We start from the raw sequence: 16,308 nt of genomic DNA on the forward strand, positions 1-16,308 counted from the left end.
TTGATATACCTGCATTACTTAATCTACCCTCATATATATTGCGCTTCATATATTATATTTTCGAACTAATTACTATTCTAAATTACTTTTAAATTTTCTCGATTATATGCTCCTAAACAGAACGTTTGTTCGTATATTATCTTAATATATTTCTACTTTAATTTCAAGCATATATACATTTTCTAATTAACTATGCTAATATAGATACGTTAAAATTTTAAAATTGAGGCGATGTATGTGAATCCAAAAATAAAAGGTATTATTGCTATTCTAATTTCTGCAGTTGGCTTTAGCTTTATGTCTGTCTTTTTTAGATTAGCTGGAGATCTCCCTGTCTTTCAAAAATCATTGGCAAGAAACCTAGTAGCGATGTTTATACCTTTGTATTTTATATTTAAATATAAGCAACCACTTTTTGGTAAATTAAGTAGTCAGCCTTTATTAATATCTCGTTCTGCACTTGGTTTGATTGGCGTATTATTAAATATATATGCCATCGACCATATGATACTCAGTGATGCAGACACATTAATGAAATTGAATCCCTTTTGGACGATACTACTTAGTTTAATTTTCTTAAATGAAAGAGTACGCAACTATCAATTTGTTGCTATGATTGTAGCCATTTTTGGTATGTTGTTCGTTGTAAAACCTGAGTTTTCCTCATCAATGATACCAGCGATTGGTGGATTGTTATCAGGTATCTTCGCGGCAAGTGCCTACACTTGTGTTAGAGCATTAAGTAGTAGAGAAGCACCTTATACGATTGTTTTTTATTTTTCTTTCTTTTCTATAATAGTTCTCATTCCATTTACGATTTTTACATTCGAACCAATGTCTGTCATGCAAGTTGTTTATTTAATCGGTGCTGGCTTAGCTGCAGCTGCTGGTCAAATAGGTATTACTTTAGCATATAGTTTTGCACCAGCTAAAGATATTTCAATATTTACGTACGCATCTATTATTTTCACTGCGTTATTTGGTTTTATTTTATTTGGCGAATCACCAGATTTCTATGCCATTTTAGGTTACATCATTATCATTGGTGCAAGTTATTATATGTTTGAAAAAGCCAGACGCCAACCGCTAACAATTCAGAAAAAGGAACAAAAATCTAAATATTAAAGGAGCAATTACAATGTCTGAAGGACGTAAACAAGAAGATTTAAATGACATTACTTTACTAGGAAACCAAAACAATAAGTATGATTTTGATTATCGACCAGATGTATTAGAATCATTTGATAATAAACATCCAGGCCGTGATTATTTTGTTAAATTTAATTGCCCTGAGTTCACATCTTTATGCCCTATTACAGGTCAACCTGATTTTGCTACAATTTATATTTCTTATATCCCAAATATTAAAATGGTCGAATCTAAATCATTAAAACTATATTTATTTAGCTTTAGAAATCATGGTGACTTTCATGAGGACTGTATGAATATTATTATGAATGATCTCATCGACTTAATGGATCCACATTATATAGAAGTTTGGGGCAAATTCACGCCTCGTGGTGGTATATCTATAGACCCTTATACAAATTATGGCCGCCCTGACAGTAAATATGAAAAAATGGCAGAACATCGTTTAATGAATCATGACCTCTATCCAGAAAAAATAGATAATCGTTAATTCATTCCTACTATGAATAATCCACACGAACTAAAAATAATTCGTGTGGATTATTTTTTTATTTATTTCATTTAGATATTAAAACGCTTACTTATATAATTTTGTACTATTGATATATACACTTGTTATTTATGTGAAAACATTATAAAATAAATCCAACCATTTAGGGGAGGGAAATTATGAAACAGATAAGTTACACGCACGAGGAAATTATGAAAAGTACTCCGAGAAAGGGGTTCTTCGGACATCCAAAAGGACTAGGAACACTGTTTTTCACTGAATTTTGGGAGAGATTCAGTTATTATGGTATGAAAGCGATACTAATATTTTATCTTTATTATAGTGTGGCTGAGGGTGGTTTTGGTTTAAGCCAAGCCGTGGCAATGCAAATTGTCGCAATTTACGGAACTTTAATTTATATGTCAGGTGTTATTGGGGCATGGATTGCAGATCGGATAACCGGGACACAAAGCGCTGTCTTCTACGGTGGATTCCTGATCATGATTGGGCATATTTTATTGTCCTTACCTAATAATTTAACATTAGTAATGGTTGCGCTCGCAGTCATCATTGCAGGTACTGGTCTATTAAAACCAAACATTTCATCAACTGTTGGTGAACTGTATGATCGTAATGATGTAAGACGAGACGCTGCATTTACTTTATTCTATATGGGGATTAATTTTGGTAGTTTGTTTGCGCCATTACTTACAGGTTATTTACAAACTAGAGTAAGTTTCCATGCAGGTTTCTTAGTAGCTGCTATCGGCATGTTCTGTGGCTTAGTAGTATATGCACTAAAACGTAAGGTGAATTTAGGTTTGGCTGGTCGTAACGTGCCGAATCCTTTAACTAAACCAGAAATCAAAAAGTTCGTGTTATTTAGTTCAGGTATTATTGTATTATTTTTAGCATATTTATTAATTCTACATTTAAATAATGCCTTAAGCTTAGAAAACTTCAGCTTTTTAATTACCATTTTAGGTATCGTATTACCAATCTACTTGTTTATTAATATGATTTTACATAAAGACGTTACGAAAGATGAACGTTCACGTGTATATAGTTACATACCCTTGTATATTACATCTGTTGCTTTTTGGATGATACAAGAACAAGGGTCAACGATTCTCGCAACATTTGCAGATAAAAAGACACAACTAGAAATGTCTGTATTAACGAACGGATTAATTGATTTTTCAATTCCTGCCTCATGGGCACAATCTTTAAATCCATTGTTTATCATTCTCTTAGCGCCAGTCTTTGCAACGCTATGGGTTAAATTAGGTAAAAAGAATCCGCCTACGGTGCATAAATTTGCTTACGGTGCTATTATCGCTGGGTTCTCCTATCTAGTCATGATTATTCCATTGGCTACAGGCAATGACTTAATAAACCCATTATGGCTTGTACTCAGTTTCTTATTAATTACTATCGGTGAACTTTGTATATCTCCAGTCGGTTTATCAACTACTACAAAACTAGCACCAGTCACATTCACGGCGCGTATGATGAGCTTGTGGATGTTAAGTAACGCAACAGCACAGGGTCTTAACGCTCAACTCGTTGTTGTATACACAAAAATGGATCAAAGTGATTACTTTATGTATTCAGGATTAGTTGCAGTTGTTATCGGAGTTATATTATTGATTATTTCACCAAAAGTAAAACGTGCAATGAAAGGTATATATTAATCACTTAAACGATAATATTTTTTAATAAGCAATATAGAGATCTGATTTTAAAGATTTCTATATTGTTTATTTTTTTGTAAAAATACACTTCCAACAATTTAAATATAACTAAATAAAAATTTATGTTTATATACAGTGATAATAAATCAGAATATTTTGAATATTGTTGTTTTGAGAATATTATTGAAATTTAATTTAATTAAGCGTAAAATCATTTTTATACATTCTTATAGGGAGTATGAAAGGACGAGGAATGTTTTTATGCAAAATCAAGATAAAGCCCATGAACAAGCAGTTCAATCTATTCCACAAAAAGGATTTTTTGGACATCCTAAGGGACTAGGCGTATTATTCTTTGTTGAATTTTGGGAGAGGTTCAGCTACTACGGTATGCGTGCCTTGCTGATTTTCTACATGTATTTCGCTATCAAAGATGGCGGACTAGGTATGGATAAAGGCACTGCACAGTCTATTATGGCAGTATACGGTGCACTGATATACATGACATCTGTACTGGGTGGATGGATTTCCGATAGAATTACAGGGACGCGCGCAGCAACATTTTACGGTGGCGTGTTGATCATTATTGGACATATTTTCTTAAGTTTACCTTTAGATATTATAGGACTATTTATTTCTATGTTCTTTATTATTGTGGGTTCTGGTTTAATGAAGCCAAGCATTTCAAATATTGTCGGTAGATTATACCCTGATAGAGATACACGTATAGATGCTGGTTTTGTTATATTCTATATGTCTGTTAACTTAGGTGGATTAATTTCACCAATTATTTTAGATCGCTTTGTACATACAGGTAACTTCCACGGTGGTTTCTTAATCGCTGCGATTGGTATGGCACTTGGACTCGTATGGTATATATTTTTCAATAAAAGAAATTTAGGGCAAATTGGTTCAAAACCAACAAACCCATTAAATAAAAGCGAGAAAAAGAAATATAGCATTTTATTTGCTGCAATCATCGTAATCATTGCAGCGGTATTATTAATTACCGGCTTAACAGGTACATTATCATTTAACTTAGTTAGTACAACGGTACTCATACTAGGTGTGGCATTACCTATCATATATTTCACAATTATGATTCGAAGCAAAGAAATCACAGATGATGAACGCTCAAGAGTAATAGCGTTTATACCACTATTTATACTCGGTGTAATATTCTGGTCTATTCAAGAACAGGGTGCCAACGTACTTAACCTCTTTGCGTTTGAAAGCAGTGATATGAAATTAAATCTATTTGGATGGAAAGCAGATTTTGGTCCTACGCTCTTCCAGTCGATTAATCCATTATTTATTGTATTACTAGCACCAGTGATTTCATTGATTTGGGCAAAAATGGCTCGACGCCAACCAAGTATAGCCACAAAATTTGTTCTAGGCGCTATATTAGCAGGTGCTTCTTACATAATGATTGGTTCTATCGGTCATTCAGCTGGCGGTACCGATATTAGTGTCAACTGGATTATTTTATCTTATATCATTTGTGTAATCGGTGAACTTTGTTTATCACCTACAGGTAACAGTGCAGCAGTTAAACTTGCTCCAAAAGCTTTTAACACACAGATGATGAGTTTATGGCTGTTAACTAATGCCTGTGCACAGGCTATAAATGGTACATTAGTGAAACTAATCGAACCTCTTGGATACAAAAATTACTTCCTATTTTTAGGTAGTATTGCAATTGTAGTTAGTTTAATTGTTTTAGCATTTGTACCAAAAATCATCAAAGGTATGCGTGGCATTAAATAGCGCATGCAAAAAGCCCTCTTCTCAATTTATTGAGTTAGTGGGCTTTTTCCATGTGCTAAAGCTTAGGTAAACATCGACCTAATTATCCTTGTATAATAGTATGAAGAAATCATTTGAATTGAAATATATGTTTCGCCCGCCAAAATATATTTATAACTATAGAAATATGGGTAAAGTGAATAAGCAACAAAATTTAAAAGAATATGGTGAAGAAAATTGGAAAATACTAAATTCAAACACGGTGTCTTATTTTATCATGAATATAGTGGTATTAAAGATATATATCGAGGACTGGGAGATGTAGCAGCTTCTTTAACTACGTTTTGTAAACATCTGTCAATCCAACTAAGTGAAGATGAAGGTGATATCATAAGATTTTGCCAGAAGATTAAAGATCAAAGTTACAGTGACGATGTAGATATCATTTTTCTCCTTGGTGGAGATGGTACTGTCAACGAATTAATCAATGGCATGATGCAACATGAATTGAATATCCCTATTGGTATTATTCCAGGTGGTACGTTTAATGATTTCGTTAAAACATTAAACCTAAGTCCACGTCATAAAATAGCCAGTCAACAACTTATTCAATCAGAGTTACAATCTTATGATGTTATGAAAATAAATGATCAGTATGCACTAAACTTTGCTGGATTGGGTCTCATTGTTCAAAATGCAGAAAATGTTCAAAATGGCAATAAAGACATTTTTGGGAAATTGAGCTACGTAGGGTCTACTGTTAAAACTTTACTTAATCCAGAGCACTTTGATTATCAATTAACCGTTGATGGTAAAGTCATTGATGGTAATACTGCCATGCTTGTTGTTGCTAATGGGTCATTTATAGGAGGCAGTCGTATACCTTTAACAGACCTTTCACCTAGTGATGGTTATCTGAATTTATTTATCTTCAAAGAACACAGTTCAAGTGTACTGAGTGATATATTTAAACAAAGAGATAGTATGAACTGGAACCACATGACAAACGGTATTCAGCATTTATTAGCCAAAGATATCAAAATAGAGACTAAACCTGAAATGAAAGTAGATATCGATGGCGAAATTGCATTAAAAACACCCATCCATATCGAAGTTATACCAAAAGCAATTCAAATTTTAACGTTACCTGAAAACACACCTGACACTGAATATGAATAAACACACTATATATAATGATTAATAAAAAAGGACTAATCCACGTACATATGGATTAGTCCTTTTGATATAGTGTTAGAACGTGTTTACTTACTTGAAATATAGATAGCCCTTAACCTTTCACTCATAACATATTCAAATGTCCCACATTATAAGTAAAACATCATTAGATTTTATATTTAAACACCAAAAACGCGTTCATGTCATTTATATTATATATCGTAATCACGATCACCTAAGAAATATTTTTCAACATCATACCAATCATTCACACGTGTAAAACGATCATCGTTAACATTATGTGATGCTGTATACATAATTGGTTTACCAGTAAATATAGCTAACTGACGAGGGTTGTCATCTATGAGATAGTCCGCGTTTACGATATCTTTACGACCACAAAAAACAAAATGCTGTGGGTCTAAAAACGGAAAATACTCTCTTAACCATGCATATTTATCATGAAACGATGTAGGAACGTCCATTGCAGCAGTAGCAATATAGACATCATAATACTCAGTTAGTTTTTTCACAACTTCTTGTGAATGTGCCATCACTTTTAATTTTTTGAAAAAACCTGGTTCGCGTAAAATTTCATGCAATAACCCATCATGTTCAGGCATAGCATGACGTAATTTTTTACCATCCAACATATCATATGTTATTCCTAAATCTGTACGTTTATTCACATCTTCAATCAATGCACCTACTGTATCAGCAAGTACTTCATCCATATCAATAGCAATTGATTTTCTAGTCATCTCATACTCTACTCCCTTTTAAGTTCTTGTTCATTAACAATGATAACGCATTATTACATTGGTCATCTTAGAACATGATCTTGTTTATCACTATTAGTATAGCAAAAAACGTTCAATGAAACCAAAATTGTATATGAGCATATCATAATATACTATATAAATTAATTATTTTCATTATATAGTTTAAGCTTTATACATTTTAATTTATTGAACGTTATAAATACTGCTTTTTATAAATCAAAGTTATTTAATACTTCGATCATTTTATCATTTTGCTCAGGGAAACCAATCGTAATTCTGACACCATTCGGAAATTCTCTTGTAATGCACCCTTGTTTTAACAATGCTTCATATAATTCGTGAGGTCGCGACGTGTTCACAAAAATAAAGTTCGTTTGGCTTGGATTTAATTTATGACTACTAACTGAATCAAAGAATTTTGCTCTTTCTTGTGCATTTTTTTCACGAATAGAATCTAAATAATCTTGATCTTCTAACGCAGCAAGTGCAGCGTGTTCTGATAATCGCCCTACATTAAATGGTGGTCGTATAATATTCCATTTTTCAATCGCTTCTTGAGCAGCAATCACATATCCAATACGCATGCCGGCTAATCCATATGCTTTAGAAAATGTTCTCAGTAAGAAAGCATTTGGAAATTGTTCTTGTAAAGCTAATGAATTCGGAAAGTCTTCAGCTGTCGCGAATTCAACATAAGCTTCATCTATAATTACCGGTATATCTTGAGGTACACGTGATAAGAATCGTTGCAAGTCTTCATGAGTAAAGTATGTGCCGGTAGGATTATTAGGGTTACACAACCATACAAGTTTAGTGTAGTCATCAACTTCAGAAAGTATGCTTTCTAAATCAAATCCACCATCTTTTAGTGGTACTTGTACAACATCTGCTGCTTCAACTATGGCATTATGATAATACTGACCAAAAGTCATTTCACTTGTAACAATTTTATCTCCTTTGGTTAAAACAGCACGTGAAATCATTAATATCACTTCATCTAATCCTGCACCAAATAAAATACGTGCTGGGTCAACATTCAAATGTTTACTTATCGCTTCTTTAATTAACGGAGAACCCGTTTCAGGATAAAATTGCAATTCATCTAAATGCTGCGTGATTGCGTCTTTCACTTTAGGTGACGGTCCATATAAATTTTCATTAGAAGCTAATTTATAAAGTTCACCCTCAATCCCGTATTGTTCTTTTAGTGCTCTTGGTGATAAACCTGGTTGATATGCTGATAATTGCTCTATTTGTTTTTTCATTGTTGATTCGGGCCTCCTTAAATTTACAGAAATTTCAAAACTTAGTAACCATTATATACCTTATTTCCATTGAAAATCAATGTAACTTAAATTTTTAAAGCTAGAATTTAATCAAATATAAATACGAGTTCAACTTAATGCATTTTTGTCCGTAGTAAAATGCATTGTTAAACTCGTATTGTCTTATGAATTAATCAATTAAATGATGTTTCTCTAGATAGTTTTTTGCTACCTCATATGGATCTTCTTTTTTTACTGTAACTTCATAATTCATTTCTTGCATATCTTCATCAGAAATCTTACCTGCTAATTTATTAAGCGGTGCTTTAATTTCAGGATGATCTTTTAAATACGATGTTTTAAACATAGGAGCGCCTTGATATGGAGGGAATACTTTTTTATCATCTTCTAATACAACCATATCATATTGTTTTAATTCAGCATCTGTTGAATATGCGTCGATTAAATTAATATCTCCGCTTTCAACTGCTTGATATCTTAATTTCGGCTCCATCGTCTTCACGTCACCGAAATCTAAATCATATGCTTTTTTAACAGCTGGGTAACCATCCTCACGATCATTAAACTCTAATGTGAAACCTGGTTTAATTTGATCGCTCACTTTGTTTAAGTCACCTATCGTTTTAATATTATGCTTTTTCGCAAAATCTTTTTTCACCGCTAATGAATAAGTATTATTATATTGCATTGGCTTTAACATAGTCATATCGTATTTATCTTCTAAACTTGATTTTGCTTGTTGATATACTTTATTTTCTTGTTTAGACTTCAAATCTTCTTTTGTTAACTCTCCAAGTACAGTACCCGTAAACTCAAGGTAGCCATCTATATCGTCAGATTTCAAGGCATTAAATAGGAATGAAGTTTTCCCCATGCCATCTTTCACTTCTACTGTATCATCTGTTTCTTCTTCAATTAAAATTTTATACATATTAGTAATTACAGATGGTTCTGACCCAAGTTTACCTGCTAATGTAATTTTATCTCCTTTTTGAGCAAACATTGGTCCAATAATCACTAATAACAGTATTATAATAATTGCACCAAGGGAAATAAGCAATTTTTTATAGGATAGTTTTTGCATATAACGTAAAACTAAATCAAATAGAATTGCTAATAAAGCTGCAGGAATCGCACCAATAATAATCAATGATGTGTCATTTCGATCTATACCTAAAAGAATCAAATCACCAAGACCACCTGCACCAATTAACGCTGCTAATGTAGCAGTACCTATAATCAATACCATTGCTGTTCTAATACCCGCCATAATTACTGGCATGGCTATTGGCAATTCCACTTTCGTTAATCTTCGACCTGGCTTCATACCGATACCCTTAGCTGCTTCAATTAACGAGCTATCTACCTCATTGATACCTGTGTATGTATTTCTTAATATCGGCAACAATGCATAAACTACTAATGCGATCACTGCTGGTACCTTACCTATACCAAACAGCGGTATCATCAAACCAAGCAAAGCTAATGATGGTATTGTCTGTAACACGGCTGCGATATTCATCACAACCTCAGAAACCTTGCGTGTCTTTGTGAGTAAAATGCCCAGCGGTACCCCAATTACTGCAGCAATGAGCAATGCAATAAACGATATTTGGATATGTTCAAATATGGTAGTTAACAATTGTCCTTTCCGATCTGAAAGTGTATTTATTAATTCATTCATCTTTGACTACCCCCTGTATGCTCCGATAGATATTTAAACATATCTTCGCGTTTAAGCACATGCTGTGTAGCAGTCGAATCATCATTAATAATGATTGCATCGTGGTTAGCTAAATCACTATAAATGCTTTTAATAGACGCGTTACTATTAACAATAGGATAACCTTTGGTAGCTTCCTGTTCATTAATCGTTAATTCACCAATAAGTTCTGATAGTTTTACGTCTTTTTCTATTTTCAGTGATTTATCCCCAACAAATTGTCTTACAAAATCACTTTTAGGATGATTAACCATATTGTCAGGTGTATCTATTTGCTCTACATGTCCTTTGTTTAATAGACAAATTCTATCAGCTAGCTTCATCGCTTCTTGTATATCATGTGTTACAAAAACGATTGTTTTTTTAATTTTTTGCTGTAATGCTATTAAATCATCCTGCAGCTTTTCTCTGCTAATTGGATCTAATGCACTGAAAGGTTCGTCCATCAGAATAACTGGTGGATCTGCAGCTAATGCACGTACCACACCAACACGTTGTTGTTGACCACCTGATAATTCATCTGGTTTTCTATCTTTAAATAGTTCTGGCTCTAAACCAACCATATTTAATAACTCATCTATACGTTTATCAATATCTGCTTCTTTCCATTTTTTCATTTGTGGCACTTGTGCAATATTCTCTTTTATCGTTAAATGCGGAAATAATGCAATTTGTTGTAAAACATAACCAATATCCCAGCGCATTTCATATACTGGATAGTCACTAATTGGTTTCCCTTTAAAATAAATGAATCCCTCTGTTAATGAAATTAAACGATTAATCATTTTTAATGTCGTTGTTTTACCACAACCTGAAGGTCCGATTAAAACAAAAAATTCACCTTCTTTTATATTAAAGCTAAGATCATCTACAGCTTTCTTATCCCCATAACGTTTCATAACATTTTTAAATTCTATCAATTTGTCACCCTCACTCTTCTCATTGCCTTTACTATCACTTAAAAAAATTCACATAGTTAACACATAACCGATTTACTAACAATTTAACCTTTTTAATCACAGTTAAATAAAACAAATACGAAGTTAATTCAAACTCATCAATATTACTATTACATTTGTGCCTGTATAGTATATTAATCGTTGTCAAATTAACTTCGTATTTTTTGCAATCATTTCAATGTAAAATACCAATACCGTTAAAATTAAGTATATGGGATTATATATTCTAAAAACAATTATTTGCTCAACTAAATTTGAGCTTTATAAGATTGTATTGTTTCTAAAAATATTGGACAGTAGTGTTTTAATTTATAACTTCCAACACCATCAATTAATATCATATCTTGTTTTGATTCTGGTTTTCTCTTTGCAAATTCTTCCAAAGTGAAATCTGAGAAAATGCTTACTGGTGGAATAGTTAATTTTTCACTTAATTGTTTACGTACAGCAACTAATTCATCGAATAAAGCACGGTCTACACCTTCTACAGTGTTGATGTTAACCTTTTCTTTTGATTTGCGTTTAAATGGTGTTGTATATATCGAAATTTGGTTATTAAGCAGTTCCTTTACAGAAACATCACAGGTTAATATTTCATCGTGTTCATTCAAAAATCCTTTAAATCGCAATTCATCAATAAGATGACTGAGTTCAGAAGTCGTATAGTTTTTCATAATACCATGCGTTGTCAATTGATTATAATCACAATAACGAATGTAATCAGAGTCTTCGCCCCTTAAAACTTGAATAATGACACTATAACTTTCTTGCTGTTTCATACGTGCAATACAACTCACTATCATCTTCGCTTCGTTCGTCATGTCATATGTTTTATTTTCTCTAACACAATTACTACATTGTTCACATTCTTCTAGTTTTTCATTAGGTTCAAAATAATGTACAAGTGTTGCTTCTAGACACTTTTTAGTTTTCGTATATAGCAACATTTTATTCAATTTTTCACCCATTTTTTCTTTGTAATCATCGTCTGCTTTTGAAGATGAAATGAAATATTGGTGTAATCCAATGTCTCTATCGCTGAATAAAAGAATACAATCACTCTTCAATCCATCACGACCAGCACGTCCCGCTTCTTGATAATAAGACTCTAAATCACCAGGCATATTATAGTGAATCACAAATCGCACATTAGATTTATCAATACCCATACCAAATGCGTTCGTTGCTACAACGACACGCACGCGATCATATACAAAATCATTTTGTGCTGCTTCACGCTCTTTATTGGATAAACCAGCGTGGTATATTGTGCTACTAATTTTATTGTTTTCAAGTGCTTCATGTAGTTCTTCTACTTGTTTACGTGTCGAGCAATAAATAATGCCTGCTTCTTTTTGATGATCTTTAACATATTCTAATACGAACTTTTGACGTTGGTACGTTGGATTAACTTGAAATATTAAATTACGTCGTTTTGTACTTGTTTTAATTTCGTCATGCTTATCGATATTTAAACGATCCATAATATCTTTTTGTACTTCAATTGTTGCCGTTGCTGTTAATGCTACAATTGAAAAATCTTGTGGCAAGGCAAAAACCTTATGGATGACTTCCTGATAACTTGGTCTAAAATCATGTCCCCATTTTGAAATACAATGGGCTTCATCAAAGGCAACTAAGTGTATATCTAACTGCTGTAATAAGCGCATAAAATTAGCATTGTCAAAACGTTCCGGTGCAACATATAAAAATTGGATTTCTCCACTTTTTAGTTGTGCTTGAATCTCTTTTTGTTGCTTTTGAGTCAAACTACTATTTAAATATGCTGCGCGAATCCCCATGGCCTTTAATTGATCAACTTGATCTTTCATAAGTGAAATTAATGGGCTGATTACGATTGTCGTACCACCCAACATTAATCCTGGCACTTGGTAACAAATTGATTTTCCCCCACCAGTTGGTAAAACGCCAAGCACATTACGATGATCCATTACTTTAGTTATTATTTCTTTTTGACCTGGACGGAATGTGTCATAGCCAAAATAATGTGATAATGTTGCTTCCATGTTATATAATCCCTCATTGTTCTTTTAATTCTTCAAGTTCGCTCCATCTTGTTATATCTTCTTCATACAACATATTAAGATTTTGTTGTTCTTCATTTAATTCTTTTACTTTAGCATAATCAGAACTTGCTTCAACCATTTCTTGCTCGATTTCTTCTAATCTGTGCTCGGTTGTTTCAATACGCGCAATAATTGTTTCATATTCTTGTTTTTCTTTATACGATAAACCTTTTTTCTTTTTCTTTTCATACGTTGGTTTCACTTTAGCTTGTTGTTTTTCTTGCGTTTGTAATTTATCTATCTCTTTTTTATATGCTTCATAGTCATCAAAATTTCCTATGATACGTTCTATTTTTTCATCATGAATATACCAAAATTCTTGAGCAACTTTATTTAAAAAGTAGCGATCATGACTCACCGTGATAACTGTGCCGCCAAACGTATCGATATAATCTTCTAAAATAGTTAACGTTTCTGTATCTAAATCATTTGTCGGTTCATCTAATAATAAAACATTAGGTTGATGCACTAATAATTTTAATAAGTACAATCTTTTTTGCTCTCCACCTGATAATTTGTAAACTTTTTTACCATGTGTTGCACTTGGGAATAAAAAGCGTTCTAATAATTGCGTAACTGACACAGCAGTTCCATCTTTTTCTTTCGCTACTTCACTTTCTTCACGCAAATAATCAATCATTCTGATGTCCCGGTCTAAACGTGCTTCAGTCTGTCTGAAATAAGCAACTTTAACAGTTTGACCAACTTTCAATTCCCCTTCGAACGCTTGGTCATCAACATTCAAAATATTCAACAATGTTGTTTTACCAGCACCATTTGGTCCGACGATACCAATTTGTTGTCCATTTTGAATAATTTCAGTGACATGTTCAAACAATATTTTATCGCCGATACATTTTGACACGTTATCAAGTTCAAAAACTTGTTTACCTAAACGTGAATACGCAAGATTTAAAGATGCTTTATCTTGTTGTTGTTGGTTTTTCACATCGTGTTCTAAATCTTTAAATCTATTTTTTCGTGCTTGTTGTTTTGTAGAACGCGCTTTTACTCCTGCACGCATCCAAGCTAATTCTTGTTTATATAATGCGCGCTGTTTCGCTTGTTGTTTTTGCTCAACAACTTCATTTTCAGCACGTTGTGCAATGTAATCTTCATAATTACCTGGATAAGTAGTTAATTTACCACGATCTAATTCAATAATGCGAGATGATACTTCATTTAAAAAGTAACGATCATGTGTTACAAACAGCACTGTATGCGGATACTGTTTAACATAATTAATTAACCAGTTGATTGACTCAAAATCTAGATGGTTCGTAGGTTCATCCAGAAGTAATAAATCTGGTTGCTCTATAAGTGTTTTAGCAAGACCAACACGTTTTTGTTGCCCACCTGAAAGTTCTCTCACTTTTTTAGTCGTATCATTGATGCCTAGCTTTGATAAAATAGTCTTAATTTCAGCACTATAATCCCAAGCTTGATATGTATCCATTGCTTCTTGTGCTTGCATCATTTGTTGAAAATCTGTCTCATTCTGCGTCTCACTATATTTTGTTACAGCAGCTTCATATGAGCGAATCACCTGAAGTGTCTTTGTCTCTGACGTTAATACCGCTTCAAAAACAGTTAAATCTCCTTCAAACTCTTGTTTTTGAGAAGAATAACGTATGCGATATGCATTAGGATGTGAGACCTCTGCCTCGAAGTCTTCATCCAAACCAGCGATTACTTTTAACAAAGTACTTTTGCCTGTACCATTAATACCTACAAGACCTATTTTTTCTCCTTCAGAAATAGACAGATGTAAATCATCGAAAATGATTTTATCAGCGTAAGATTTATGTAAATGTTCAATTTTGTAGGCTTCCATCGTCCAACATCCTTTTTAATATCGAAAATTATAATTAATTCTGTTAAACTTAATTTCAGTTCTATATATTATACACCTTTTTGAACTCAAATGATACAAGGGAGCGTAGCTTATGTCAGATTTTTTCCAAGACTTACCTCCTTTTATCCAAGCACTAATCGCAGGTATCATCACATGGTTATTGACTGCATTAGGTGCTGCAGCAGTCTTTATATTTAAAAGAGTAAATGATAAAATACTGAATTCAATGCAAGGATTTGCTGCAGGCATTATGATTGCTGCAAGTTTCTGGTCTCTATTACAACCATCAATCGATTACGGTTCTGGATCATCTTTTGCATGGTTACCAGCAGCAATAGGTTTTTTATTGGGCGGTTTTTTTATACGCGCGTTAGATTTAATTATTCCACACATTCACCCAAACACCCAAGACTCTAACCAATACCAAGAAGGTGTAGGAACGAAAAAACTCAATAAAAATACATTACTTGTATTAGCTATTACATTGCATAACATACCAGAAGGTCTTTCTATTGGTGTAGCATTTGGTGGCGTAGTAGCTGGTAATGGCCAAGCAACTTTTTTAGGCGCACTCGGTTTAGCAATTGGTATCGGGATTCAAAACATCCCCGAAGGTGCTGCACTTTCAATGCCTATCAGAGCTGCTGGCGCATCACGATGGAAAGCATTTAACTACGGACAAGCATCTGCAATTGTTGAGCCCATTTTTGCTACAATAGGCGCTGCTGCAGTGCTTTTCATTACGCCTATGTTACCTTATGCACTCGCTTTTGCCGCTGGAGCAATGATATTTGTAGTTGTAGAAGAGCTTATACCAGATTCTCAAGCTAGTAATAACACTGATTTAGCAACATTAAGTTTAATGCTAGGTTTTACTATTATGATGATTTTAGACGTTGCACTTGGATAAAAGGTAAAAGAAAATGAAATAACTTGGATCCATTTCTTCAAATAAAAATGATGAGTCTGGGACAACCATCTCAAGCTCAAAATAAAGAGGTTAGGACATAAATCCTAGAAAAATAGCACTCAGATGATTTAATTCAATTCATCTGAGTGCCTTTTTTTATTCAATATTTCGTATTGTTGGCTCGCTTTCCTAGGAGACAGCTTGAGGCTATAGTCTTCAGCTTGTCCTGTTCCCACAAGCGTCTCGCCAGAATACGTCATATTTATCCAAGAACTATATATCTCAGGCAATCTTATTTTGAGAATGGAGATTTATACCCCAGCCCTTTTTAGCATTCATTTTTTGCTATTTTAAACGTAAGTGCTTGTTCGGGATATGGATTAATCCGTTATCCTGTCCTTCTTAAACTTCACTATAAAACACCATTCAATACGCTTACATATATAAA

13 protein-coding genes are annotated in these 16,308 nt (G+C 33.2%); 6 read left to right on the forward strand and 7 right to left on the reverse strand.

All coding sequences use genetic code 11. The annotated features are described in order from the left end of the window. Positions 1-237 precede the first annotated feature (237 nt). From KA824_RS11975 to KA824_RS11995, 5 genes are all read left to right on the forward strand, one after another. Complete coding sequence (locus KA824_RS11975; protein WP_107505192.1) at positions 238-1,125, forward strand: DMT family transporter; 888 nt, start codon at positions 238-240, stop codon at positions 1,123-1,125. Between the two features lie 13 nt (positions 1,126-1,138). Beyond that, on the forward strand, positions 1,139-1,639 hold the full coding sequence (gene queF, locus KA824_RS11980) for a preQ(1) synthase (RefSeq protein ID WP_019469521.1): 501 nt from the start codon (positions 1,139-1,141) through the stop codon (positions 1,637-1,639). 179 nt (positions 1,640-1,818) lie between these two features. Continuing rightward, positions 1,819-3,333, forward strand: a complete 1,515-nt coding sequence (locus tag KA824_RS11985; protein WP_107505191.1) for a peptide MFS transporter — start codon at positions 1,819-1,821, stop codon at positions 3,331-3,333. A 261-nt stretch (positions 3,334-3,594) separates the two neighbouring features. Further along, entirely contained in the window at positions 3,595-5,103 is a 1,509-nt protein-coding gene (locus KA824_RS11990; RefSeq protein ID WP_181187433.1) for a peptide MFS transporter, read from the forward strand. Positions 5,104-5,319: 216 nt separating this feature from the next. Continuing rightward, a complete protein-coding gene (locus tag KA824_RS11995; RefSeq protein WP_107384936.1) occupies positions 5,320-6,261 on the forward strand; it encodes a diacylglycerol/lipid kinase family protein in 942 nt (313 codons plus the stop codon). Positions 6,262-6,470: 209 nt separating this feature from the next. Here the strand turns inward: KA824_RS11995 and KA824_RS12000 are convergent, their stop codons facing one another. The 6 genes from KA824_RS12000 to KA824_RS12025 all read right to left on the reverse strand — a co-directional run bounded on the left by KA824_RS12000 (position 6,471) and on the right by KA824_RS12025 (position 14,929). Beyond that, positions 6,471-7,019, reverse strand: coding sequence for a 5' nucleotidase, NT5C type (locus KA824_RS12000; protein WP_107505188.1), 549 nt, complete (start codon positions 7,017-7,019; stop codon positions 6,471-6,473). A 230-nt stretch (positions 7,020-7,249) separates the two neighbouring features. Next, positions 7,250-8,305 (reverse strand): histidinol-phosphate transaminase, encoded by a 1,056-nt coding sequence (hisC, locus tag KA824_RS12005; protein WP_181187432.1) that lies wholly within the window; start codon positions 8,303-8,305, stop codon positions 7,250-7,252. A gap of 190 nt (positions 8,306-8,495) precedes the next feature. Then, entirely contained in the window at positions 8,496-10,010 is a 1,515-nt protein-coding gene (locus tag KA824_RS12010) for an ABC transporter permease/substrate-binding protein (RefSeq protein WP_107384933.1), read from the reverse strand. Beyond that, on the reverse strand, positions 10,007-10,969 hold the full coding sequence (locus KA824_RS12015; RefSeq protein WP_107384932.1) for an ABC transporter ATP-binding protein: 963 nt from the start codon (positions 10,967-10,969) through the stop codon (positions 10,007-10,009). The genes KA824_RS12010 and KA824_RS12015 overlap by 4 nt, the downstream gene beginning before the upstream one ends. A 287-nt stretch (positions 10,970-11,256) precedes the next feature. Continuing rightward, positions 11,257-13,035, reverse strand: coding sequence for a DNA helicase RecQ (gene recQ, locus KA824_RS12020; protein ID WP_107384931.1), 1,779 nt, complete (start codon positions 13,033-13,035; stop codon positions 11,257-11,259). A gap of 13 nt (positions 13,036-13,048) precedes the next feature. Beyond that, positions 13,049-14,929 (reverse strand): ABC-F family ATP-binding cassette domain-containing protein, encoded by a 1,881-nt coding sequence (locus tag KA824_RS12025; protein ID WP_210133269.1) that lies wholly within the window; start codon positions 14,927-14,929, stop codon positions 13,049-13,051. 112 nt (positions 14,930-15,041) lie between these two features. Between KA824_RS12025 and KA824_RS12030 the strand changes: the two genes are divergently transcribed. Next, the gene (locus KA824_RS12030) at positions 15,042-15,860 is read left to right on the forward strand and encodes a ZIP family metal transporter (RefSeq protein WP_107384929.1); all 819 of its coding nucleotides are present in this window, start codon (positions 15,042-15,044) and stop codon (positions 15,858-15,860) included. 128 nt (positions 15,861-15,988) lie between these two features. Here KA824_RS12030 and KA824_RS12985 read toward each other — a convergent pair whose 3' ends face one another. Next, on the reverse strand, positions 15,989-16,171 hold the full coding sequence (locus KA824_RS12985) for a hypothetical protein (RefSeq protein ID WP_308811681.1): 183 nt from the start codon (positions 16,169-16,171) through the stop codon (positions 15,989-15,991). Positions 16,172-16,308: the final 137 nt, after the last annotated feature.

It is taken from the genome of Staphylococcus sp. GDY8P198P (assembly GCF_017891615.1).
In the GTDB taxonomy this organism is placed as follows: domain Bacteria; phylum Bacillota; class Bacilli; order Staphylococcales; family Staphylococcaceae; genus Staphylococcus; species Staphylococcus cohnii.